Genomic DNA, 23371 nt, shown 5'->3' with positions numbered 1-23371 from the left:
CGGTTACGCCACCTTTACCCGCGCCGCCAGCGCCGGAGTCAAACACAGATCACTGCCGCGTAAACGCAGCTGGATCCCTTTGCCCATTGGTGCTCGACGGATCACTTCCACCACTGAACCGGCAACAAAACCCATTGCGGTAAGCTTAATCAGTAAGCCTTGTTCAAGACCGGCCGCATCCATCTCTACGATGTTTGCCCGCTGGCCATTGTTCATCTCTGACAACTTCATCGGCGGTTTCCTAACCAAACAACTAAATGTTAATTACTTTCATTTGCCATCAGTATACTCCCATCGACTGCTAAAACTCTGACCGATATCTAACTTTGCCTTTCTAAGTGGCGTTGCGAATCATTTTCATTACGTTCAACTTGAGCAACGCCAATAACGGGATCAATTTTGCAAAAACGGCACGCTGAGATTTCTTGATACCACCAAAGAGGTAACCTAAGCGCTTGTTATCAAAATCTCACACAGGTGAACTTGATGGATTGGCGACAGGCGACAGGGAATTGCAGCAGATTAGGCTACCGTATGGCCGCACTAGTACTGCTGCTGTCACCACTGGCAATCGCTCAAACTGGCACCGTCTACCCGCAACCAATTAGCCAACAAACGCCGTCGCTGGATTCCCCCTGCTTGCCGTGTCATCAGGCCGAAACCACCATAATCCCGTTAAGTGCTGGCGCTCATGCTGGGATCTTGACCGCACCGCTGGGCAGCGGCTGTCAAAGCTGCCACGGTAAGTTAGGTCACCACGGGGTAGATGCCGATGCCACAATGATCGCCTTCGGCGCCGATTCACCGCTGCCTGCGGCCAGCAAGAATTCGGTCTGTTTAAGTTGCCATCAGGATATGCCGCATATGGGCTGGAATGAATCTACCCACAATCGAGTCAACTTAGCTTGTACCGATTGCCATGCCATTCATAACAGCGGCAACAATGTGCTCGATCCTCAAGCCGAGGTAAAAACCTGCACTCACTGTCACAGCCGCAAAGGCGACAATTTAAGCCACCGCCGCCAACAAAGTTTCAGCGGCGCCGTTTGCACCAGTTGCCATAACCCCCACGGCACGCCAATCGATCTGCTGTTTTAATCAGCACGGCCGCCGCTACACCAGTTGCAACGCGACCTGCTGCTGGGTTAGCAACTCTTGAAACGAATGCGGCAGATCGCTGTCGCTGATCACCAGATCAAATTGGCTGTTGCTAAGCCCTAAAAACGCACCACTGCGACCAAATTTGGACGAATCCGCCAGCAGCACCGATTGCTTGGCGACCTCCAGTAGCGCTTTTTTTACCACCACTTTATGTTCGCTTGGAAAGGAGATCCCGCGCCGATCCCAACAAGAGGTCGAGATAAAAGCGACATCAATATTCAATTGGCTAATAAAGGTAGCGGTCAAATTACCAACGCAAGAATGGTTGGCGGCATCGACAAAGCCGCCAGTCAGGTACTGCCGACAACGCCCCTGCGCCGCCAGGTAGTTAGCGATCACCAGATCGTTGCTAACCACCAACAGATCAGCGCGTTCCGCCAACAGTTTTGCCAACGCCAAGGTGGTAGTGCCAGCATCGAGATAGACAGTGGCATTGGCTGGCACCAAAGTTACAGCGGCCGCAGCGATCCGCCGTTTCACTTCGGTGTTCATCTCTAGCTTAACGCGATGGCTCGGTTCTTCGCGCACCGACTCTACTCGCTGCACCCCGCCTAAAACCGAAAATAACCGCCCTTTTGCCTCTAAGTTCGCGATGTCACGGCGCACCGTCATATGGGAAACCCCCAGCAGTTCGGTTAACTGATGGATGGTGCGGATCTCATGCTGTTCAAGGGCTTGCAAGATGCAACGTTGGCGTTCGGCGGGGATCATCGTAGCTGTGATTTGCTGTGAAAATTCAGCGCCACACAACATCACGTTGGCCGTCGCCCTGTCAATCAATGCCACCCAGTTAACGCCGCCGACAGTCCTGATTTTGATTTAGATCACAGAGTTCCAGTCACCAACGGTAACAGCCCACCGCGCTCGTTAATTTCTGTGAAAATAACCACATAAAACGATAAAGCTGAATTTCTCATCAGCTTTTTTAACATCGGTTAACAACAAGTTTCGGAAGTATCAATGAGCAACGGTCATTCAGTCGCGGTTATCGGTTTGGGCTCCATGGGCATGGGCGCCGCTAAATCCTGCATCAACGCCGGTCTTACTACCTACGGTTTCGACCTAAACCCAGTCGCCCTAGACGAGCTAAAAAACCACGGCGCTGAAGCGGTGGGCACCGATGCCAAAGAATTTGCCGCCAACTTCGACAGCGTGCTGATGCTGGTAGTTAACGCCAAGCAGGCAAACACCATTCTGTTCGATCTGGGTCTGGCGGATGCGCTGAAACCGGGTACTGCAGTAATGATCTCTGCCACCATCAGTGCCGACGATGCCAAGATCTTTGGCCAAAAACTGGCGCAGCGTGATCTGCTGATGTTAGACGCGCCAGTTTCCGGTGGTGCGGCGAAAGCGGCGGCGGGTGAGATGACCATCATGGCCTCCGGCTCTGCCGAAGCCTTTGCCAAGCTGCAACCGGTGCTGGATGCTACCTCCGGCAAAACCTACAACGTCGGCAGCGAAATTGGCCTGGGTGCGACCGTTAAGATCATCCACCAATTGCTGGCTGGGGTGCACATTGCCGCCGGCGCCGAAGCGATGGCGATGGCCGCCAAGGCTGGTATTCCACTGGACACCATGTACGACGTCGTGACCAACGCCGCCGGCAACAGCTGGATGTTTGAAAACCGCATGAAGCACGTGGTTAGCGGCGATTACACCCCAACTTCAATGGTCGATATCTTCGTGAAAGATATGGGCCTGGTGGCCGAAACCGCCAAGAGCCTGAACTTCCCAACGCCACTGGCCAGCGCCGCCCACAACATGTACCTGAACGCCTCTAACGCCGGTTACGGCCATGAAGCGGACGCCGCGGTGATCAAGACCTTCCAAGGCATCACCCTGCCGGAGGCCAAATAATGCCAGCGCTGAAGATCGGCGTTATTGCCGATGACTTTACCGGTGCTACCGACATCGCCAGCTTCTTGGTGGAAAACGGCCTACGCACCATGCAGTTCTCTGGCGTACCAAGCGATGCCATGGCGCTGGATACCGATGCGGTGGTGATCAGCCTCAAGTCTCGCTCTTGTCCGGTCGATGAAGCGGTGGCCGATTCCATCGCCGCCTGTGACTGGCTAAAAGCTCAAGGCGCGGCGCAGATCTACTTCAAGTACTGCTCGACCTTCGACAGCACCGCCAAAGGCAATATCGGTCCGGTAACCGACGCCCTGATGGCCAAGCTTGATAGCAAGCTGACCATCATCTGCCCATCGCTGCCGGTCAATGGCCGCAGCGTTTACATGGGTCATCTGTTTGTTGGTGAACAACTGCTGTCCGATTCTGGCATGCGCCATCATCCAGTGACGCCAATGACCGACTCCAACCTGCTGCGACTGATGGAAGCGCAAGCGCAAGGCACCTGTGGCCTAGTGAATGCCGCCACCATCGATCAAGGCAGCGACGCGGTCAAAGCCCGTCTGGCGGAGATCGAACAGGCCGGCCACCGTTATGCGGTACTGGACACCTTAACCGAGACTCACCTGGAAGTGCTGGGCGCCGCCGTGGCGGAACTGCCGCTGGTCACTGGCGGTTCAGGCCTAGCCTTGGGGTTAGCCCGTCATCTGTCTAGCGGCAGCATCGACAACAGCGCCGCTAAGCCAAGCCAAGCCAAAACCGTGGTGCTGTGCGGCTCTTGCTCGCAGATGACCAACGCTCAGGTTGCCGATTATCAAGCCCAAGCGGAACACATGGTGCTGGATATCAAAGCCTGCATCGAACAACCAGATTACCCACTTGAGGTTATCAACTGGCTACTGCCAAAGTTGGATAACGCCATGGCGCCGATGGTCTACGCCACCGCCGATCAGCATCGATTAGCGCAGATCCAAGCGGAATTTGGCGCCGAACGCGCTGCCCATGCGGTCGAACAGACCTTTGCCAAAGTCGCGGAGCTGTGCCGTGAACACGGGGTACAGAACTTTATCGTTGCCGGCGGCGAGACCTCTTCCATCGTCACGCAACGCCTTGAGGTGCAAGCATTCCACATCGGTCCGCAAATTGCCCCAGGGGTGCCATGGGTGAAAGCGATCGATGCACCGCTAAGCCTGACGCTGAAATCCGGCAACTTCGGCCAAGTGGACTTTTTCGCCCGCGCCCAACGGATGATCGAGGCGTAATCGTGGCAGAACTGCATAACCACGCCGAGATTGAAAACCAGCTGCGCCAGCAGCTGGTGGATTACGGCCAATCACTGTTTAACCGCGGCTACGCCACCGGCGGCGCCGGCAATATCTCGCTGCGCCTGCCCTGCGGCAACTACTTGGCGACGCCAACCGGTTCCAGCATGGGCCGCTTGCAGGCCGACCGTTTAAGCAAGGTCGACATTGATGGCAATCACCTTAGCGGCGATAAACCGTCGAAAGAGGTGCAGTTTCACTTAGCCATCTACCGCGCCAACCCAAGCTATGGCGCCATCGTCCACCTGCACTGTACCTATCTAACCGCCCTCTCTTGCCGCGACGATCTGGACAGCAACAACTGCATTAAGCCGTTCACGCCCTACTTTGTGATGCGCATCGGCCAACTGCCGGTGGTGCCTTATTTTGCTCCGGGTGCCGCTGAAATCGCCGAACACTTGGCGGCCTTAGCCCCGCAGCATCGCGCCATGTTGCTGGCCAATCATGGTCCTGTGTGCGCTGGCAAAGATCTGTTCGACGCCGGCGACAACATGGAAGAGCTGGAAGAGACCGCCAAGCTGATGCAACTGATGCAGCAGCAACCGATCCGTTATTTAAGCGACGCTGAAGTCGCCACTCTGGAGGCCAAATATGGCTAAGTTCGCCGCCAACCTGACCATGCTGTTCAACGAAGTGCCGTTTCTAGAGCGCTTCGCTGCGGCTAAGCAAGCCGGGTTTACTGCTGTCGAGTTCCTGTTCCCATACGCCTACGACAAGCAGTTGCTGGCTGATCTGCTCAGCGAACATCAGCTGTCAATGTCGCTGTTTAACATGTACCCAGGCGATTGGGACAACGGCGAAAAAGGCACCGCGGCGCTACCAGGTCGTGAACAAGAGTTTCGGGTTGCCGCCGAGCAAGCGTTGGAATACGCCATCGCTTTAGGGTGTAACAAAGTGCACGCGATGAGCGGCATCATTGACCCGCAATTCAGCATCGATCTGCACATCGACACCTTCTTAAGCAACCTGCGCTGGGCCGCCGAGCTGTACGCCGAACATGGCATTGAGCTGCTGATTGAGCCGCTAAATAACCGTGATGTGCCGAACTACTTCTTAGCCCATCAGCGCGACGCCGCCGAGCTTATCCGCCAAGTGGGTAAGCCAAACGTTAAGCTGCAGTTCGATACCTACCACGCCCAGATCATGGATGGCGATCTCTCCAGGCTGATTGAAGAACTGGCCGATGTGATTGGCCACGTTCAGATTGCCTCGGTACCAGAGCGTCACGAGCCAAGTGAAGGCGAGCTGAACTACGCCCATCTGTTCAAGGTACTGGATAACCACTACCACGGCTTTATTGGCTGTGAATACAAGCCACGCCACGACACCCAGTCCGGCTTGAACTGGCTTACTCAGTTGAACTAATTCCCCAACATGCTGGTGCTGATTGGCACCAGCCCTCCCCACTACATCATGGAATTTGATATGGAAACTACCATCATTGGTGTTGTTGTCGGCATGCTTGCGCTGCTCGGCATGGTGTTAAAAACTCGAATCCACATCTTCTTGGCGATGGTGATCACCGCCGTGATCATCGGCCTGTTTGGCGGTATGGATCCGAACGCGCTGACCAATGCGTTGACCTCCGGTTTCGGTGGCACGCTGTCCTCCATCGGTCTGATCATCGGTTTCGGTGTGATGATGGGCGCGTGCTTTGAAGTGTCCGGCGCCGCCAAGCGGATGGCTCGCACCTTTATCAAGATCTTCGGCAAAGGCCGTGAAGATCTGGCGTTGGGCTTCACCGGCATCCTTGTTTCCATTCCGGTGTTCTGTGACTCTGCTTATGTGTTGCTGCAATCACTGGTACGCGCTATTTCCGCCAACACCGGCAAATCCATGGTTGGTCTGGGCAGCGCTCTGGCGATTGGTCTGCTGATCACCCACGCACTGGTGCCACCAACGCCGGGTCCGGTAGGCGTAGCAGCACTGCTGGGCGTGGATCTGGGCGCTTACATGGTGTGGGGTCTGATTGTTGCCATTCCGATGATGCTGGGCACCATGTACTACACCCGTCGCATGGGTGAAAAGTACTACCGCGTTCCTGCCCAAGATGGCAGCTGGATCACCGAGCCGAAGATGTTTGCCGGCGTCAAAGACATGACTGCCGAAGACGAAAGCAAATTGCCAAGCAACTTCCTGTCGTTCGCACCAATCCTGCTGCCAATCATACTGATCTTGGCAAAAACTCTGGTTGGCCCGCTGCCAGAAGGCGAAACCGCCAGCCTCGCATATAACGCCCTGCAGCTGGCAGGTCACCCAGTGATCGCCGTTGGTATCGGTATGCTGGTGGCACTGTACGGTCTGACCCGTCACATTCCTCGCCAAGAGATCATCGCTTCGATGGAACACGGCGTATCTGCTACCGGTATCATTCTGTTGGTAACCGGTGCCGGTGGTGCCATGGGCGCGGTACTGCGTGCTTCTGGTGCCGGCGATACCATCGCTGAAGGCATTGCTGCCACTGGCCTGCCACCAATTCTGATCCCACTGGTGATCTCTTCCCTGCTGCGTCTGGCGCAAGGTTCTGCCACCGTAGCAATGATCACCGCCGCCACCATTACTGCACCAATGGTTCCGGGTCTGGGTCTGGACCCAGTATTCGTGGCACTGGCCTGTGCTGTAGGCGCGATTGGTTTCTCTCACTTCAACGATTCCTACTTCCACGTGGTAAACCGCACTCTGGGTGTGGATGACACTGCCGCGCAGATGGAGATCTGGTGTGTGACTGCGATGATCGCTTGGGGCGTTGGCGCACTGATGGTAACGGCACTGAACCTGGTGTTCGGCTCTGCCGGTACCCTGTTTGACTTGGTGCTGCCGCTGATCACCTTGGCGATCATTGTGATGTGGTCGAAAAAGCAAGGTAAAGTGGCGCCGCAACTGGCCCAAGCCAACAGCTAATTTGCACCGCTTACAAGTACGCCCCGCGTTCGTCGGGGCGTTTTTATTTCAGCCAATTAGAGCCTCCGCTCTGTGCTACATCCCACAGCACACGGCAATAAACTCCGCCATACTGACGCCAGTCGAGCTAAGACCAAGATCATTATGAAAATTGTCATCGCCCCAGATTCCTTTAAAGAAACCCTTACCGCATTAGAAGTGGCAAGCCATATCGAGACCGGCATCCGCCGAGTACTGGCCGATGCCGAGATCATTAAACTGCCGGCCGCCGACGGCGGTGAAGGCACCGTCGAAGCGATGGTCGCGGCCACCGGCGGCGAATTTAAGCAGGCCACGGTAACTGGACCTCTCGGGCAATCGGTCAGCGCACGCTTTGCGCTGCTTGGCGATGGCAGCAGCGCCATTATTGAAATGGCGGAAGCCTCCGGCCTTCATCTAGTACCGCCAACGCAACGAGATCCACGCATTACCTGCAGCTACGGCACTGGTGAACTGATCAAAGCAGCGCTGGATTGTGGGATCTCGACCCTGCTGCTGGGTCTTGGTGGCAGTGCCACCAACGATGGCGGTGCCGGCATGCTGCGGGCGCTTGGGGTAAAGCTGCTCGACCATAACGGTAACTCATTGTCCGGTGGCGGCGCCGAGCTGGCACGTCTAGCCAGCATCGACATCAGTGAACTCGATCCACGCTTAACTCAGATTCAGGTGCAAGTCGCCTGCGATGTCAATAACCCACTGTGTGGCGAGCGCGGCGCTTCAGCGATCTTTGGCCCTCAAAAGGGGGCAACCCCAAAAATGGTGGCGGAACTGGATAACGCGCTGCAGCATTTTGGCAACGTCATTGAGCAGCAGTTAGGAAAATCGGTACTGAACACTCCTGGCGCCGGTGCGGCCGGTGGCATGGGCGCGGCAGCCTTGGCATTTCTCAGTGCAACCATGCGGCCTGGGGTGGAATTGGTGATGGATGCCATCGGCATAGACGAGGTACTAAAAGGTGCCGATCTGGTGATCACCGGCGAAGGCAGAATGGATGCGCAAACCATCGCCGGTAAAACCCCGATCGGCGTGGCCAAACGCGCTAAGGCACAACAGATCCCGGTTATTGCCATCGCCGGTTGCCTGCGCGAAGATGCCCACGTGGTGCTCGATCACGGCATCGATGCCATCTTTGATTGCGTAACCGGCTCGATGGATTTTGAACAGATCAAACGGCTGTCTGCCAGCAACCTCGCGCAGATGGCCGAGAACATTATGCGGGTATGGCAGCTAGCATCTAACGCACTCTAATGGCATACGCTAAAGTGCAGTGGTACCACCTATCGGTTTTAACTAAGGAGTAGTGATGGCAACGTCAGTCAAACTTAATGCAGGCGAGCAATTTCCAACGGATATCAGTGTCAAATTAACCAGTGGTGGCAGCGCCATTTTGGGCACACCAGTAACCGGTAAGGGCTGGCAAGCAGTATTCGTTTATCGGGGTAAGCACTGCCCGCTGTGTACCCGTTACCTGAATGAGATTGAGAGTTTCAAACAAGCCTTTGCTGATGCCGATGTCGAGGTGTTGGCGGTTTCTGGTGATTCGTTGGCGCAGTTTGAAGCACACCAAGAGCAATTGAACGTCAGCTTCCCAATCGCGTATGGCCTAACCGAAGCGCAGATGCAGCAACTGGGGCTGTATATCTCACTGCCCCGCTCTGAACAGGAAACGGACCATAACTTCGCTGAACCAGGGCTGTTTGTGGTGAACGAACAGGGTCTGCTGCATGTGGTGGATATCTCCAACAATCCATTTGTTCGGCCAGAGTTAGGCGCCCTGACCCGTGGTCTAAATTGGATTAAAGATCCCAACAACCACTACCCAATTCGCGGCACTGCCAATTACTGACAACAAAAAGCCCCGACAAGGTCGGGGCTTACTTTTGGCCAAGCTACGCCCTAGTTACACCAAGGCTGGCTAAGCGCTTGCTGCAATGTGGCAACGTCAGCGTAGTACCGTACTTCAGTCAACTTCCCGTCAGCGACACACAGCATCGACACCTGATCCGGCTGACGAGGCAACGCTGCGGTAATCTCCCCTTGCTGGTCAATCAGCACCGCAAACGGCAGATCTTGCCATTTGGGAATAGCAAACATCTTGGTGACCAGCGAAGGCATGCCACTGACATCGACCAGATAGTTGAGCTTGCTTCGTTGCTGTGCTGAAACCGCCGTCATCGCTTCGGTAACCATCGCACCAGCGGCACGGCTGTCGGTAAACACTATCGTGCCCGCATTAACCGGTACGCTGTGCTCGGCGTCAAACTGATCGACCAGCGTCAACGGCGGCATCTGTGTGCCGACCTCTAGCGCCAGCGCCGGAAAGCTTACCAATGCAGCCAACAACCATCGTTTCATAGCTCGCTCCCTGTTCAAGCCAAAACCGCATCAGCAACAAACGGATTGCTGCGACGTTCATCACCGAAGGTCGCACCTGGGCCGTGACCTGGAATAAAGCGCACTTGATTGCCCAGCGGCCACAGCTTTTGGGTAATGGAATTGATCAGTGCTTGATGATCGGACATCGGAAAATCAGTACGGCCGATAGAGCCATGGAACAGCACATCACCAACAAACGCGGTTTCGCTATCGCGATGATAAAACACCACATGACCTGGGGTATGGCCTGGGGTGTGGATCACTTCAATCTCAACCTCACCCAACGTCAGACGTTCGCCGTCGCTAAGGTAGCGATCCGCTTCAAACGATTCCATGTGCGGAAAACCGAATTTTTGCGACTGTTGATCCAGCGCAGTCAGCCAGAAACGATCCGCCTCATGCGGGCCGGTGATACTCACACCCAGCTGCTGCGCTAATCGTTCTGCGCCACCAACGTGATCAATGTGGCCATGGGTCAACCAAATCTGACTGATGGTCACGCCAGCGGAGTCAGCCGCCGCGGTGATGCGCTCAAGATCGCCGCCGGGATCGATTACCGCCGCCTGTTTGCTGGCTTCACACCACACCAAAGAGCAATTTTGCTGAAACGGGGTTACCGGAATGATCTGGAATTTCATCGCTATTTCTCGCTGAGTTAACTGTCGCTCAGGTTAGCAAAATCAACTATCGCCGCCTACTACAAGGCCGTGATCATCATCGGATAATCCACTGACATGCACTCATGGGGCTTGTCAGCCACAGCGATGATAGCCATCATGAGCGGCCGAACCTCGGAGCAACTCGCGTTTATGAGCCAAGCCAGTAACCACATTCTCGTCGTTGAAGACGATCCAGTCACCCAACTGCGCCATGCCGGCTATTTTACCCAAGCTGGGTATATCGTTCATACCGCCAGCGACGCTGAACAGATGGCACAACAGTTACGGCAAAATCCGATCGATATGATCTTGCTCGATGTTAACTTGCCGGATGCCGATGGCATGTTGCTGACCCGCCAACTTCGAGCCAATTCCAACGTCGGTATTATTTTGGTGACCGGTCGCAGTGATACCGTCGATAAAATTGTTGGCTTAGAGATGGGTGCTGATGATTACGTCACCAAACCGGTCGAGATGCGGGAGTTGCTGGTGCGCGTTAAAAACTTGCTGTGGCGCATCAACCTGACCAACAGCAGCGACAGTGATCAACAGCATCACATCGCCCTATTTGCCGGTTGGCAATTTGATCTGGCCAGTCGCCAGTTGTGGTATCAGACCCCAACCGAGCAAACCGAGGTTAAGCTCACCAAAGCCGAGTACGAGTTGCTGTGCGCCTTTGTCCATCATCCCCAGCAGGTGTTACCACGAGAACGGTTACTGAACCTGATCTCTAATCGCGTTGAAGCCCCGAACGATCGCACGGTTGATGTGTTAGTGCGACGTTTACGCAACAAAATGGAACAACCACCTCACCCTAAACTGTTCGTCACAGTTCATGGCGAGGGTTATCTGTTTGGCGCTCAGGTTTCGAGTAGATGATCTGCAAATCCATCCACACTAAACGGTGATCCGACGAACTGCTGCGACCCGCAACGAGTCGATGCAGCGGATCGCTCTTGGGTGGCCAAAACACGCCGCCAGCCAATGGCTGCAAACCAAATTTTGAAGGCAATACGTAATCCACTTGCGCACGCCAACTGGCGGTATGAAAAGCGCCGTTATGGTGCTGCGGACTATGTTCAGCGCCACCATCGCTGCTTGGACGTAGGCTTGCGTTAACCTTGGGATGGTGCAGCAACTGGGCGATTGCTCCGGCTCGGCCACTGCCCTCAAATTCCGAGGCGTTATAATCGCCAACAATCACAAAACGTTGGCCAACGATTCCGCCACGTTGTCCTTGATCATCCACCAGATAGCTCGCCGCTGGCTCGGCAATGTAATCAGCCCATAAGCGGATCTCATCAAAGTTGCGGGCACCGTTGCGGTTCTCTGGGCCATCAAACACCGGCGGGGTTGGATGCGCGGCTAACAAGTGCAGCACTTGATCACCCACTTGAATTGGCAGATCCCAATGGGACTTAGACGACAGTCGTAACCCTTGCCACGTCTTGCGGTCGTAAAAATGACGGCCATCAGGGTGAGTGATTGGTTGAGGGTCCGGCAAGCTGTGCCATGGCAATTTGCGAAAGGTTCGAACCTGCTTAGTCATAATCGGATAACGCGACAGCACCGCCATGCCGTATTGGCCAGGATAAAACCCAAAACCATAAGCATCGCCAGCGGTTGCTGATGCCACCCCATCACCGTCAATATCATACGGGCTTGGCTCACCACTATTTACTGGTGCCACATAACGAAAGGAGTAATTAATTGGCAACGCCCCACCTTGCGATTTAGTCAAATAATTAGCGACAAATGCATCAATGCCGGCACTGCGATCAGCAATATAATCAAACTCGTTTAACAGTACGATGTCAGGTCTAACCCTCTGCAAAATCTCGGCAATCTGCCTGATTTGCCGGTGTCTGCCATGACGCAATCGCTGCTTTAGCGCATCGGGAACAAGCGGTTGCTGCCTATCCATTTGGTAATTGCTCGCTTCCATGCTGACGTTGAATGTAGCGATACGAACGGTATTTGCAGCCATAGCGGTTCCGGAAACAACAATAAAGCCCGCCAACAGCAACTGTCGGCCAAAACACCAATAGTAACCGCGTGCCCTGCCCTGCGACAGCCCTCGCCTAATTCGGATCGTCGTCGCCATCACGCCCCCGCCTTTTCCTTTAAATCAAGGTAAACGTCGCCGCTTGCCGAATCGCCACAAAATCAAATTAACAAATTTGCAACATCGTCATTTAAATACGCCCAATCCACATAAAATTGCTTATTTAGTGGCTACTCATTGCTACATCAACAACATGTAAGTTTTAAACGGTCGTTTGATATTTTTCTCAGGATAATATCCCCAATTTATGATGTTGATCTTTTGTTATCGCAGCCGTAGGGTGGAGTTATAGGAGCATCATCTGACTTGTCCATTTGGGGAAGGACGCAGTAAGCGACGATGATAAAGCCCAGACCAAAACAAGCTAGGCACTGATCTGGCACGTTATTTTGGCCTCGGCATTGTAAGTCATTTATGTGAATGGCTATGCATAATCATGTGAGGGGTCAGTTGCTTGCAACTGTACACATCGCATTCTTGGCAGCAAAGAATGGGAGACCACGATGAGCTTCGATAACACCGTATACGACATGGAAGAGCCGCGTGAAGCGCTCGACACTCAGCAACAAGAGGAAAACTTTGACGCTTCGGCGATTGACGACCAAGTCAAACAAGATCTCGTTAAGAACATAGGCGCCACCCAGATGTACCTTAGCGAGATCGGTTTCTCGCCACTGCTTACCGCCGAAGAAGAGGTGTACTACGCCCGTAGAGTACACAAAGGCTGCGTAAAGTCCCGCAATCGCATGATTGAAAGCAACCTTCGCTTGGTTGTGAAAATCGCCCGCCGCTATAACAATCGAGGGCTCGCCCTGCTCGATATTATCGAGGAAGGTAACCTTGGCCTGATGCATGCGGTCGAAAAGTTCGATCCGGAGCGCGGCTTTCGCTTTTCGACCTACGCCACTTGGTGGATCCGACAAAACATTGAACGGGCCATCATGAATAGCACTCGTACCATTCGCTTGCCTATCCATGTAGTCAAAGAGCTTAATCTCTATATCCGCACCGCTCGGCAGTTGTCGCAAGACGTAGACCACGAGCCAACCATCGAAGAGATCGCCGATAAGGTTGGTAAGCCGGTTGAGCAGGTCAGTAAGATCTTAAAACTGAAAGAGAAAACCACTTCACTTGACTCCCCATTAGCCGGCGACGCCGACAAATCGATTGTGGATTTGGTGGCTGATGATATTGAAGTCAGCGACACCGTTGAACAAGACGACATGAACGATTCCGTCAAGCAGTTGCTGTTGTCGTTGAACGAAAAAGAGAAAGAGATCATCGCCCGCCGCTTTGGCCTTCTGGGCTATGAGCCGATGACTCTGGAAAAAGTCGGTAACGAGATTGGCCTTACCCGCGAGCGCGTGCGGCAGATCCAGACCGGAGCCTTGTCCAAACTGCGACAAAAACTTAGTAACGAGGGGTTGAATCCCGAAGCGTTGTTTGCCAACAAAGCCTAGCAACCCAAACTCGTTCGAACCTTTCCAGCACGGGCCACCGCGCTGGATTTTTTTATCCCTGCCCAAATCCACCACCAAATTTGCCCGCGGTTTTGTGAGCATCAGAACCCGTGCGAACACGCACCTTTGCCTCCATCCCCATCACCATGCAATTCCAGCTATTCCGCCAGCAAACAAGGACTGGCCACCAGCGCATTCACCCGCTGACACTTATGGCCAACAACTGACAACTGACAACTGACAACTGACAACTGACAACTGACAACTGACAACTGACAACTGACAACTGACAACTGACAACTAAAAAGCTTTTAACCGAAAACACTGACCGCCACTTTCTTAACGACAAAAAAAGGGGCTGATTGCTCAGCCCCTGTAGTTCGCTATTTCGTTGCGCTTATGGCATGCCGTTAATGATGAGTTGCTTCACCTGCCCCTTTAGGGAAACGGATGCTTTCCACCATATCCTGCACATCTTGTGGAGTTTCACTGGTAACACGACTGACGGCGAATGCCACGACAAAGTTCAGCACCATCCCAAGAGTACCAATCCCTTCTGGTGAAATACCCATAAACCAATTTGCTGGTACATTGCCTGCGGGGTTAACGAACTTGAAGTAGATGATGTAGGCCGCAGTGAAGGTAATACCGCTGATCATCCCAGCAATGGCACCCTCTTTATTCATCCGCTTAGAGAAGATCCCCATAATGATTGCCGGGAAGAATGAAGATGCGGCAAGGCCGAAGGCAAAGGCGACCACCTGCGCCACAAATCCGGGGGGATTAATTCCCAAGTAACCGGCAATCGCAATAGCTATTGCCGCGGCAATCCGCGCGTACGTCAGCTCTTGTTTGTCGGTAATGTCCGGCATCAGGTTTCGTTTCAATAGATCGTGCGATACCGATGTCGAAATCACCAACAATAGACCCGCGGATGTGGACAGTGCCGCCGCGATACCACCGGCTGCCACCAAGGCAATGACCCAATTTGGCAGATCGGCAATCTCAGGGTTAGCCAGCACCATGATATCGCGGTCGATCTTCATCTCGTTGCGCTCATCACCAGAGTAGAACATACGACCATCGCCGTTCTTATCTTCGGTCCACTCGATCAGCTTGGTTTGTTCCCAGTTCTTAATCCACTGAGGACGTTCCGCATACAGGGTACCGGCGCCATCACTGCCGTTGATGGTGTCAATCATGTTCAGTCGCGCAAACGAAGCAACGGCAGGTGCAGTGGTGTATAGCAGCGCAATAAACACCAATGCCCAACCGGCAGAAATCCGCGCATCCGACACTTTAGGCACGGTGAAGAAGCGCACAATAACGTGTGGTAAACCTGCGGTACCGACCATCAGAGCCGCGGTGATAAAGAACACATCAATGGTGGACTTGGAGCCATCGGTGTACTGAGTAAAGCCAAGTTCGGTTACTAGCCCATCCAGCTTATCCAGTACCGTCATCCCAGAACCGTCGGCCAAGGTGGAACCAAAGCCCAATTGCGGCAATGGATTGCCGGTCAACATGATTGAGATAAATACCGCTGGCACCAAGTAAGCGGTGATCAGCACCACGTACTGCGCCACCTGGGTGTAAGTGATCCCCTTCATGCCCCCAAGCACGGCATAGAAGAACACGATAGCCATGCCGATGACCACGCCCATGGTGATATCCACTTCCAAGAAGCGCGAGAACACCACCCCAACGCCACGCATCTGCCCGGCTACATAGGTAAAGCAGACAAAGATGGCGCAGATCACCGCCACGGTGCGAGCCGCTTGTGAGTAATAGCGATCACCAATAAAGTCCGGCACCGTGAACTTGCCAAATTTACGCAGATATGGCGCTAGGCACATCGCTAGCAACACATAACCGCCGGTCCAGCCCATCAGATAGACCGAACCGTCATAGCCCATAAAGGCGATCAGCCCCGCCATTGACAAGAAGGAGGCCGCCGACATCCAATCCGCTGCGGTTGCCATGCCATTCGCTACCGGATGGACACCACCACCAGCAACGTAAAACTCTTGGGTAGAACCCGCTTTGGCCCAAATCGCGATGCCAATATAAAGCGCAAAGGTTAGGCCAACCACGATATAAGTTAAGGTTTGCAGTTCCATCGGCTTAGTCCTCTTGCACGTTATATTTCTTGTCCAGCGCATTCATCTTCATCACATAAACAAAGATCAGCGCCACAAAGACATAGATGGAACCTTGCTGGGCAAACCAGAAGCCAAGCTTAAAACCGCCAAAGGCTACAGTATTCAGTGCATCAACCAGTAACACCCCAAAGCCATATGAAACTACAAACCAAATGGCCAGCAATCCCAACATCATTCGTAGGTTTTCGCGCCAGTAAGCTTGCGCTTGTTCATTACTTTCAAAAGCCATCCGTATCTCCCATTACTTAGGCAAAGTCGTCATGGCTAACCTAGCAATGGCAATACGCCGTCGATGTCAGACCTTAGTCGAGCGTCGCCAGCACCTTGGCTCATAAATTTTTAACTCACTGTTATTAAACATAATTGATTGGATGTTTGGGCTTTCTATACTTTGGTCTACCCAGCCGCAGCAACAGCGGTTTGACCACTCTTGGCGTCAATCAATCAGCTAATCTTATTGGCACAGAACATGCTTAAAAATTGTTAGAGGAAAACAGCTCTAGCATTCAATAGCAGCAATGATGCGGTTTATTGACCACAGTCGCGGCGGCCATCCCTGCGCGACCCTATCAGGAGAAAATAGGATGAATCCGATAAGTGTTGGCGGCGTAGCCACTCCAGTACAGCAAAGCACCAACGTGGCTTCTCAGCCTGCCCCGAACAGCAGCTTTGCCAGCGAACTGGCCAAACAAGAGGCTGCCACAGTCACCCCGAGTGTCGAAGCAGATGCCGATGACCTAGAGTCGATCAACGAGCAAGTGGAAGCCATTCGCGATAGCTATCTGAGCGACCCAACCGCCGATACCAGTGGCAATATGTTGGCGATGATGGAACAAGCGAAAAAACTGATGCTGTAACCCATTAAGACAACAGAGCCGATTCACTGTTAAGCTTGAGTCGGCTCTGCTGTTACCCTTGAACTTGGCCTAGTGATCCCATGTCACTTTTCTCCCCCTAATCCCCCTTTATCACCACCACAAAACAGATAAGCAGCATATCCAGCTTGGATTTCGCTCTTGTCATAAGGATTTACGTTGTTCTATCTGGGTGTCATTGTAATGTTATTGTTATTTGTGACCCAGATCGCGCTACAATTAGAAAAGGGAACTGTATATCAAACAGTTAAGTTAACAACTTGGGTAAAATCAACGCACTAGCCGTTGTTCGTTACACACCAAGCCAACACGTCGCCAGTCGATTCGAGTGGCACACGGCCGCTGAGATTGCTGTCGCCGATTAAGCCACAAAGGAAACTGGTTGACGTCAAGGCTTACCACTATCTTGGTGATAGTGTTTATCTACGGTGCTCGAAAAAAGGATATTTTCACGCCATGATCAGTTCACGTTTCGCAATCGCGTTGCTGATAATTTTCCAACTGACGGTTATTGCTTGTGGCGGCTTTCTGCTCTCGATGCAGGTAACACAGCAACTACAAGACGATCAGCAAGCGCTTCTTAGTCAACTCACTAACAGTCCAAGCACTGACAAAGCGACGTTGACACCTCTGTTTAACCGCCTGCCGGTGCAGTTTGCCCGCATCGGTTCGGTTGGTGAGCAAACCCCTTGGAACTATCGCAGCTATCAAGCGCCAACTCATCCGCTTGCAGCGTTACTGGATGCGGCACAACTGCAACAGCAAACCAAGGTGCAGCAACAGTCGGTCACGGTTGGATTCGACGGTGATTACTACCTAAACCGCTTCGGCAAACCGATGCTACCGATTCTGCTTGGTACTTCCCTGATCAATTTGTTGCTCGCGGTATTGGTAATCATTCAAGGGCGCCGCCAACAGCGCAATCTAACTACTCTGGAATTGGCAGGCTTGCAGCTCTCAAGTTTGGATCTGCCTGGCGGCTTACAAACCATCACTGGACCATTTTCCGCCCTTGCCGCCAACCTAATTAGTACCCGCGATAAACTTAAATTGCAGGTACAGCAACTGCAGCGCACGAATGCGACTCAGGCGTTAGAGGCGATGAATGATCCGCTTACGCAGCTGCCAAATCGCACCCAATTCAATACCGAAATGGAGGAGTTGCTCAGCAAACCCGGTAACATCGGCCAATTGTTGATGGTGCGAGCTTCGGTGTTGGAAGAGATCAACAGCCGCCAAGGCAAACTGGCCGGTGATAGCTACCTGATCAACATCGCCAAAGCCCTTAAAGGGCTAAGCGACGGTCAACATCAAGTTCACCTTTATCGCTACGGTGGTAGCGACTTTATCGCCGCATTGCCCAACCGTTCGATGGCGGACGTCAACGCCATTATGGAGCAACTAAGCAAACAACTGACTGACATCGCCCAGCGTGTGGAGTTTGATAGCGCCGGTTACATTGGTGCTGTCAGTTACAGCCACCATGACCGCATCAGTCAGCTACTGATGCAACTCGATACCGCCATCAGTATTGCCCAATCGGAAGGACCTAATCGCCACTATCAGTTAGCGCCAGAATCAGCAGAATTTGAACTGGAAACCGATCGCTGGGCACAGGTAATTGACGATGTGATCAGCAACACTCGCATCGAGTTTACCTATCAGTCGGTGATCTCACTGACTGAAAACACACCTTTCTATCGCGAACTGCTGGCGCGCTTTACCAATAAAGACGGTAACCCCTTACCAACCCAAATATTGTTCGCAATGGCCAACCGTCATGATCGCGCTATCGAACTCGATAAACTGCTGTTTACTCAAGCGGTGCGAGAGATAATCCATCATGGTGAGGCGGATCAAAGCTACGGCTTTAACATCTCCAGTCATTCCGTCAACGACCCAGAATTTTTAGGCTGGTTGGAGGAACGGATCACCCGTACGCCGGAACTTAGCGGCCGCTTGGTGCTGGAGATCAACGAACACGCCATCAACATCAAACCGCAGATGCTTAACCAATGGATTGCTCGCATTCATCAGCACGGCGTCCGCATTGCGGTGGAACGCTTCGGCAACAGCCTAAGTTCATTCAAAAGCTTGCAGTTGCTGCGGCCAGATTACGTCAAGTTGGATCCCTGCTTCAGCAAAGACATCGACAACGACGCCAATAACCGCTTCTTTGTCAAAATGCTGTTGGACATTGCCGTGCGGCTAGAGATCCGCGTGATTGCCACCCACATCGAGCAATATGAAGAGCGGATCACCATGGAAGCGCTGCGAGTCGATGGCGTTCAAGGCCATCTGGTCGCATCACCACAACCAATGAACGCCAAACCGTTACCAGCGGATCTGCGTTGACCTCATTAACTTGGATAAACGGCGCCCCAACATCGGGGCGCTTTTGACTTTTGAGTACCGTTCCCCAGTGATGCTCGTCTAAGCTTTGTTCATTCAGCGAATAACCGTAATGTTCGTCAGTTGTTTCATCGTCGTCATTTTCCGATAATGGCGGCTTATTTTTCTCTGAACGCCCACATTCATGACCGAATATCTGCTCTTACTGGTCAGTACCGTGTTGGTCAACAACTTCGTGTTGGTCAAATTTCTCGGGTTATGCCCCTTTATGGGGGTCTCCAGTAAGCTGGAATCCGCCATCGGTATGTCGATGGCCACCGCCTTTGTGTTGACCCTTGCTTCGGTCTGCAGCTACCTGATCCACCAATATATCCTTGTACCACTGGCGATGGAGTACCTACGCACACTGGCATTCATCTTGGTGATCGCTGTGGTGGTACAATTGACCGAAATGGTGGTCCGCAAAACCAGTCCATCACTGCATCGTGTGCTTGGCATCTATCTGCCGCTGATCACCACTAACTGTGCGGTGCTGGGTGTCGCGCTGCTCAATATCAACGAACAGCACGACTTTATCAGTTCGGTGATCTATGGCTTCGGTGCTGCAGTTGGCTTTGGCCTGGTACTGGTGTTGTTCTCGGCCATGCGCGAACGCCTTGCTGCCGCTGACGTTCCAACCCCATTTAAAGGCGCTTCCATCGGCATGATCACCGCCGGTTTGATGTCACTGGCCTTTATGGGCTTTATTGGCTTGGTGAAATAACCGATGAGCAGCATTGTTATCGCGGTGATTGCGATCACCGTTCTTGCCCTGATTTTCGGTGGCCTACTCGGCTTTGCCGCCATCCGCTTTAAAGTGGAAGGCGATCCCATCGTTGAACAGATTGAAGCAGCATTACCACAAACTCAGTGTGGCCAGTGTGGTTACCCTGGCTGTCGCCCCTACGCCGAAGCGATCGGCAAAGGCGAAGCGCCAATCAATCGTTGTCCACCCGGCGGCAGCGCCACCGTGCAAAAACTGGCTGATCTGCTTGGGGTCGAGCCAGAGCCGTTGGACGGCGTAAAAGACAACACTCCGCGAGTCGCCTTTATCATTGAAGAGCAGTGCATTGGCTGCACCAAGTGCATTCAAGCCTGCCCAGTCGATGCCATCGTTGGCAGCGGCAAACAGATGCACACCGTCATCAGCGCCGATTGCACCGGTTGCGATCTGTGCGTAGAGCCTTGCCCTGTCGACTGCATCGAGATGCGGCCAATTCAACAAACTCCACAAAACTGGGACTGGCAGATCGACCGTATCCCTGTAAAACAGGTGTCCTAAACGTGCAGACTTTGATTGAACAACTCGACCTTGGTAAGACTTGGGGTTTCCTTGGTGGGATTCATCCACCAGAGCGCAAAGAGCTCTCCTGCCACGCTGCCATTAGCGAACTGCCGGTACCACCACTGCTGCGATTACCGCTGCGACAGCACATCGGTAACGCCGGTGAATTGCTGGTGCGTGAAGGCGATTACGTCCTAAAAGGCCAGCCGCTGACCCGTGCGAGCGGACCGATGAGCCTGCCAATTCACGCACCAAGCTCTGGCACCATCAGCCGCGTTGGGCCGATGGTGATCGCTCACCCATCTGGACTCACCGAGATAGGGGTTGAGATCCGCACCGATGGCTTAGACCAATGGCGCCCGCGTAATCCAATCGACGATCCCAAGCAGCTTAGCGCCGAACAACTGCAGCAACTGGTCAATGACGCCGGTATTGCTGGTCTTGGCGGTGCCACTTTCCCATCGGCGGTAAAACTGGCGACCAAAGACAAGATCGAACTGCTGCTGATCAACGGTGCGGAATGCGAACCCTACATCACCGCTGACGACCGCCTGATGCAAGAGCGCGCACAAGAGATCATCCAAGGTATCGCGCTGCTGGATCAGATCTTAAGCCCAGCGCGAGTGCTGATCGCCATTGAAGACAACAAACCCGCCGCTATCAAGGCCGTGGAAGCCGCACTTAAGCAGGCCAATATGCGCCATGTGCTGCTGCGATCGATCCCAACCAAATACCCGTCCGGCAGTGAAAAACAGCTGATCCAGATCCTCACCGGTAAACAGGTGCCAAAAGGCAAACTGCCGGCAGATTTGGGTGTGCTAATGGTTAACGTAGGTACCACCTACGCCATCAAGCGTGCGGTAATTAACGATGAGCCACTGATCGAACGAGTGGTTACCGTTACCGGTGAGCAAGCCGGCAAACCGGGTAACTACTGGGCCAAACTAGGTACCCCGGTTAATTGGCTGATGGAGCAAACCGCCACCATCGCCTTGGCACAGCAACCGCTGATCCACGGCGGGCCAATGATGGGCTTTGCGCTGCCACAAGCCGACATCGGCTTAAGCAAAGGCAGTAACTGCATCATCGCCCCGAGCTTGAAAGAGTTACCACCGGCTCCGGCTCCCCGTGCCTGCATTCGCTGCGGCGAATGTGCGCAGGTTTGCCCACAACAACTGTTGCCACAGCAACTGTACTGGCACAGTAAAGCCGGTGAGCACGACAAAGCCGAACAACAAAACCTGTTTGACTGCATTGAGTGTGGCGCCTGTGCGGCGGTTTGTTCCTCAGACATTCCCTTAGTGCAGTTCTACCGCGTCGCTAAAGCCGCCATCCGTGATGAGCGAGCAGCCAAAGCCAAGGCTGATGCCGCCAAAATCCGCTTTGAAGCACGCCAAGCTCGTTTGGAAAAAGCCAAGCAAGAACGCGAGAACCGCCATAAGCAAGCCGCTAGCACTGCCGCCAAAGCGGCGCCATCGGCAGGCGTTGCCGCGGCACTGGCTAAGCTCAAAGCACAAAAAGCGGCGGCTGAAGCAGCAACCAGCGATAACAGCAACGTCGATATGGCCGAACTGCGCCGTCAGCGCAAAGAGCAAGCTCGCGCAGCCAAAGCCGCACAGGCAACGGCAGACACGGCTGACTCAGCCAACCAAACCGCGCAGAAGCCTGCCGCAGTTGCCGCTGCCATTGCTAAAGCGAAAGCCCAACAAGCGGCAAACTCTGCCCAAAACGCGGAAGGCAGTGCCGCACCAGCAACGGCCCGCAGCGCGGCAGTAGCAGCGGCCATTGCCAAAGCGAAAGCCAAGCAAGCACAGGTCGCAGCCAACAGTGGATCTGGCAGTGATGAAGCAGCTGATCCGCGCAAAGCTGCCGTTGCCGCGGCGATTGCCAAAGCTAAGGCCAAACAAGCGCAAGCGGCTGATGCCGGCGCAACGCCAGCGTCCGAAACCAAAGGTGAAGCTGCGACTGATCCGCGCAAAGCCGCGGTTGCCGCAGCAATTGCCAAAGCCAAGGCTAAACAAGCGCAAGCCACTGATGCCGGCGCAACGTCAGCGGCCGAAACCAATGCTGAGCCAGCAACAGATCCGCGTAAAGCGGCAGTGGCTGCGGCGATTGCTAAAGCCAAAGCGAAGAAACTGGCTGAACAGCAAGCCGAGCAGCCAACAGCTGAACCGACGGCTACCGAGGCCGCCCCTGCGCCATCGGCAGAGGACAAACGCAAAGCCGCGGTTGCTGCTGCCATTGCTAAGGCCAAAGCCAAGAAGCAATCAGAGCAGCAAGCTCAGCAGCCAATGGCTGAACTGGCGGTTACCGAGGCAGCCCCTGCCCCGTCGGCAGAAGACAAACGCAAAGCTGCGGTTGCTGCCGCCATTGCTAAAGCCAAAGCTAAGAAACTGGCTGAACAGCAAGCCGAGCAGCCAACAGCCGAACCGGCGGTTACCGAGGCCGCCCCAGCCCCGTCGGCAGAAGACAAACGCAAGGCCGCCGTTGCTGCCGCCATTGCTAAAGCCAAAGCTAAGAAACTGGCTGAACAGCAAGCCGAGCAGCCAACAGCCGAACCGGCGGTTACCGAGGCCGCCCCAGCCCCGTCGGCAGAAGACAAACGCAAGGCCGCCGTTGCTGCCGCCATTGCTAAAGCCAAAGCTAAGAAACTGGCTGAACAGCAAGCCGAGCAGCCAACAGCCGAACCGGCGGTTACCGAGGCCGCCCCAGCCCCGTCGGCAGAAGACAAACGCAAGGCCGCCGTTGCTGCCGCCATTGCTAAAGCCAAAGCTAAGAAACTGGCTGAACAGCAAGCCGAGCAGCCAACAGCCGAACCGGCGGT

General features: G+C 53.9%; 22 protein-coding genes. 15 read left to right on the top strand and 7 right to left on the bottom strand.

Translation table 11 applies throughout. The features are described from left to right. Window positions 1–3: 3 nt before the first annotated feature. A complete protein-coding gene (locus G506_RS0100380) occupies window positions 4–231 on the bottom strand; it encodes a FeoA family protein (RefSeq protein WP_028115145.1) in 228 nt (75 codons plus the stop codon). A gap of 303 nt (window positions 232–534) precedes the next feature. On the opposite strand from G506_RS0100380, the gene G506_RS18275 reads away from it, so the two are divergent. Beyond that, window positions 535–1098, top strand: coding sequence for a cytochrome c3 family protein (locus tag G506_RS18275; RefSeq protein ID WP_051201778.1), 564 nt, complete (start codon window positions 535–537; stop codon window positions 1096–1098). Window positions 1099–1113: 15 nt separating this feature from the next. On the opposite strand, the gene G506_RS0100370 is transcribed toward G506_RS18275, so the two are convergent. After that, on the bottom strand, window positions 1114–1872 hold the full coding sequence (locus tag G506_RS0100370) for a DeoR/GlpR family DNA-binding transcription regulator (protein ID WP_028115144.1): 759 nt from the start codon (window positions 1870–1872) through the stop codon (window positions 1114–1116). 249 nt (window positions 1873–2121) lie between these two features. Between G506_RS0100370 and ltnD the strand changes: the two genes are divergently transcribed. The 7 genes from ltnD to G506_RS0100335 all read left to right on the top strand — a co-directional run bounded on the left by ltnD (window position 2122) and on the right by G506_RS0100335 (window position 9120). Beyond that, window positions 2122–3018 carry an L-threonate dehydrogenase gene (ltnD, locus tag G506_RS0100365; RefSeq protein WP_028115143.1) on the top strand — a complete coding sequence of 299 codons (897 nt, stop codon included), beginning with the start codon at window positions 2122–2124 and terminating at the stop codon, window positions 3016–3018. Beyond that, window positions 3018–4274, top strand: coding sequence for a 3-oxo-tetronate kinase (gene otnK / locus G506_RS0100360; RefSeq protein WP_156904738.1), 1257 nt, complete (start codon window positions 3018–3020; stop codon window positions 4272–4274). The genes ltnD and otnK overlap by 1 nt, the downstream gene beginning before the upstream one ends. Before the next feature lie 2 nt (window positions 4275–4276). Next, window positions 4277–4933, top strand: a complete 657-nt coding sequence (gene otnC, locus G506_RS0100355) for a 3-oxo-tetronate 4-phosphate decarboxylase (protein WP_240473365.1) — start codon at window positions 4277–4279, stop codon at window positions 4931–4933. Beyond that, complete coding sequence (gene otnI, locus G506_RS0100350; RefSeq protein ID WP_028115140.1) at window positions 4926–5699, top strand: 2-oxo-tetronate isomerase; 774 nt, start codon at window positions 4926–4928, stop codon at window positions 5697–5699. Before otnC ends, otnI begins: the two co-directional genes overlap by 8 nt. Window positions 5700–5759: 60 nt before the next feature. Beyond that, window positions 5760–7235, top strand: a complete 1476-nt coding sequence (locus tag G506_RS0100345) for a GntP family permease (protein WP_028115139.1) — start codon at window positions 5760–5762, stop codon at window positions 7233–7235. Window positions 7236–7379: 144 nt separating this feature from the next. Continuing rightward, window positions 7380–8522, top strand: a complete 1143-nt coding sequence (locus tag G506_RS0100340; protein ID WP_028115138.1) for a glycerate kinase — start codon at window positions 7380–7382, stop codon at window positions 8520–8522. Window positions 8523–8577: 55 nt separating this feature from the next. Next, the gene (locus G506_RS0100335) at window positions 8578–9120 is read left to right on the top strand and encodes a redoxin domain-containing protein (protein WP_028115137.1); all 543 of its coding nucleotides are present in this window, start codon (window positions 8578–8580) and stop codon (window positions 9118–9120) included. A gap of 50 nt (window positions 9121–9170) precedes the next feature. Here G506_RS0100335 and G506_RS0100330 read toward each other — a convergent pair whose 3' ends face one another. Further along, window positions 9171–9629: a hypothetical protein gene (locus tag G506_RS0100330; RefSeq protein WP_028115136.1), complete on the bottom strand. Its 459-nt coding sequence runs from the start codon at window positions 9627–9629 to the stop codon at window positions 9171–9173. A 14-nt stretch (window positions 9630–9643) separates the two neighbouring features. Further along, window positions 9644–10288: an MBL fold metallo-hydrolase gene (locus G506_RS0100325; RefSeq protein ID WP_028115135.1), complete on the bottom strand. Its 645-nt coding sequence runs from the start codon at window positions 10286–10288 to the stop codon at window positions 9644–9646. Between the two features lie 138 nt (window positions 10289–10426). Here G506_RS0100325 and torR point away from each other — a divergent pair, with 138 nt between their 5' ends. Continuing rightward, complete coding sequence (gene torR / locus G506_RS0100315; protein ID WP_240473364.1) at window positions 10427–11188, top strand: two-component system response regulator TorR; 762 nt, start codon at window positions 10427–10429, stop codon at window positions 11186–11188. Here torR and G506_RS18270 read toward each other — a convergent pair. Continuing rightward, on the bottom strand, window positions 11136–12296 hold the full coding sequence (locus G506_RS18270) for an endonuclease/exonuclease/phosphatase family protein (protein WP_051201777.1): 1161 nt from the start codon (window positions 12294–12296) through the stop codon (window positions 11136–11138). The two genes, torR and G506_RS18270, sit on opposite strands and share 53 nt — an antisense overlap. A gap of 581 nt (window positions 12297–12877) precedes the next feature. Between G506_RS18270 and rpoS the strand changes: the two genes are divergently transcribed. Further along, entirely contained in the window at window positions 12878–13834 is a 957-nt protein-coding gene (rpoS, locus tag G506_RS0100305; RefSeq protein WP_051201776.1) for an RNA polymerase sigma factor RpoS, read from the top strand. A 410-nt stretch (window positions 13835–14244) separates the two neighbouring features. On the opposite strand, the gene G506_RS0100300 is transcribed toward rpoS, so the two are convergent. Beyond that, on the bottom strand, window positions 14245–15954 hold the full coding sequence (locus G506_RS0100300; protein WP_028115132.1) for a sodium:solute symporter family protein: 1710 nt from the start codon (window positions 15952–15954) through the stop codon (window positions 14245–14247). 4 nt (window positions 15955–15958) lie between these two features. Beyond that, complete coding sequence (locus G506_RS0100295) at window positions 15959–16225, bottom strand: DUF4212 domain-containing protein (RefSeq protein WP_028115131.1); 267 nt, start codon at window positions 16223–16225, stop codon at window positions 15959–15961. A 355-nt stretch (window positions 16226–16580) separates the two neighbouring features. Here G506_RS0100295 and G506_RS0100290 point away from each other — a divergent pair, with 355 nt between their 5' ends. The 5 genes from G506_RS0100290 to rsxC all read left to right on the top strand — a co-directional run. Beyond that, entirely contained in the window at window positions 16581–16853 is a 273-nt protein-coding gene (locus G506_RS0100290; RefSeq protein ID WP_028115130.1) for a hypothetical protein, read from the top strand. Between the two features lie 474 nt (window positions 16854–17327). Then, window positions 17328–19226, top strand: coding sequence for an EAL domain-containing protein (locus G506_RS0100285; RefSeq protein ID WP_028115129.1), 1899 nt, complete (start codon window positions 17328–17330; stop codon window positions 19224–19226). 181 nt (window positions 19227–19407) lie between these two features. Next, window positions 19408–19986, top strand: a complete 579-nt coding sequence (gene rsxA, locus G506_RS0100280; RefSeq protein ID WP_028115128.1) for an electron transport complex subunit RsxA — start codon at window positions 19408–19410, stop codon at window positions 19984–19986. Window positions 19987–19989: 3 nt separating this feature from the next. Further along, window positions 19990–20544, top strand: a complete 555-nt coding sequence (rsxB, locus tag G506_RS0100275) for an electron transport complex subunit RsxB (protein ID WP_028115127.1) — start codon at window positions 19990–19992, stop codon at window positions 20542–20544. A gap of 2 nt (window positions 20545–20546) precedes the next feature. After that, on the top strand, window positions 20547–23371 hold a 2825-nt coding region (gene rsxC / locus G506_RS0100270; RefSeq protein ID WP_205619441.1), incomplete at its 3' end, for an electron transport complex subunit RsxC.

Origin of the sequence: Ferrimonas senticii DSM 18821 (genome assembly GCF_000422665.1) — a bacterium.
Taxonomy (GTDB): Bacteria; Pseudomonadota; Gammaproteobacteria; order Enterobacterales; family Shewanellaceae; genus Ferrimonas; species Ferrimonas senticii.
Note: the sequence above shows the minus strand (reverse complement) of the source record. Positions and strands in the feature narration are given on the sequence as shown.

What these genes read in the sequence shown, in the direction of transcription:
- G506_RS0100380 (WP_028115145.1), bottom strand. Translation starts at nt 231, where the DNA reads ATGAAGTTGTCAGAGATGAACAATGGCCAGCGGGCAAACATCGTAGAG.
- G506_RS18275 (WP_051201778.1), top strand. Translation starts at nt 535, where the DNA reads ATGGCCGCACTAGTACTGCTGCTGTCACCACTGGCAATCGCTCAAACT.
- G506_RS0100370 (WP_028115144.1), bottom strand. Translation starts at nt 1,872, where the DNA reads ATGATCCCCGCCGAACGCCAACGTTGCATCTTGCAAGCCCTTGAACAG.
- ltnD (WP_028115143.1), top strand. Translation starts at nt 2,122, where the DNA reads ATGAGCAACGGTCATTCAGTCGCGGTTATCGGTTTGGGCTCCATGGGC.
- otnK (WP_156904738.1), top strand. Translation starts at nt 3,018, where the DNA reads ATGCCAGCGCTGAAGATCGGCGTTATTGCCGATGACTTTACCGGTGCT.
- otnI (WP_028115140.1), top strand. Translation starts at nt 4,926, where the DNA reads ATGGCTAAGTTCGCCGCCAACCTGACCATGCTGTTCAACGAAGTGCCG.
- G506_RS0100345 (WP_028115139.1), top strand. Translation starts at nt 5,760, where the DNA reads ATGGAAACTACCATCATTGGTGTTGTTGTCGGCATGCTTGCGCTGCTC.
- G506_RS0100340 (WP_028115138.1), top strand. Translation starts at nt 7,380, where the DNA reads ATGAAAATTGTCATCGCCCCAGATTCCTTTAAAGAAACCCTTACCGCA.
- G506_RS0100335 (WP_028115137.1), top strand. Translation starts at nt 8,578, where the DNA reads ATGGCAACGTCAGTCAAACTTAATGCAGGCGAGCAATTTCCAACGGAT.
- G506_RS0100330 (WP_028115136.1), bottom strand. Translation starts at nt 9,629, where the DNA reads ATGAAACGATGGTTGTTGGCTGCATTGGTAAGCTTTCCGGCGCTGGCG.
- G506_RS0100325 (WP_028115135.1), bottom strand. Translation starts at nt 10,288, where the DNA reads ATGAAATTCCAGATCATTCCGGTAACCCCGTTTCAGCAAAATTGCTCT.
- torR (WP_240473364.1), top strand. Translation starts at nt 10,427, where the DNA reads ATGAGCGGCCGAACCTCGGAGCAACTCGCGTTTATGAGCCAAGCCAGT.
- G506_RS18270 (WP_051201777.1), bottom strand. Translation starts at nt 12,296, where the DNA reads ATGGCTGCAAATACCGTTCGTATCGCTACATTCAACGTCAGCATGGAA.
- rpoS (WP_051201776.1), top strand. Translation starts at nt 12,878, where the DNA reads ATGAGCTTCGATAACACCGTATACGACATGGAAGAGCCGCGTGAAGCG.
- G506_RS0100300 (WP_028115132.1), bottom strand. Translation starts at nt 15,954, where the DNA reads ATGGAACTGCAAACCTTAACTTATATCGTGGTTGGCCTAACCTTTGCG.
- G506_RS0100295 (WP_028115131.1), bottom strand. Translation starts at nt 16,225, where the DNA reads ATGGCTTTTGAAAGTAATGAACAAGCGCAAGCTTACTGGCGCGAAAAC.
- G506_RS0100290 (WP_028115130.1), top strand. Translation starts at nt 16,581, where the DNA reads ATGAATCCGATAAGTGTTGGCGGCGTAGCCACTCCAGTACAGCAAAGC.
- G506_RS0100285 (WP_028115129.1), top strand. Translation starts at nt 17,328, where the DNA reads ATGATCAGTTCACGTTTCGCAATCGCGTTGCTGATAATTTTCCAACTG.
- rsxA (WP_028115128.1), top strand. Translation starts at nt 19,408, where the DNA reads ATGACCGAATATCTGCTCTTACTGGTCAGTACCGTGTTGGTCAACAAC.
- rsxB (WP_028115127.1), top strand. Translation starts at nt 19,990, where the DNA reads ATGAGCAGCATTGTTATCGCGGTGATTGCGATCACCGTTCTTGCCCTG.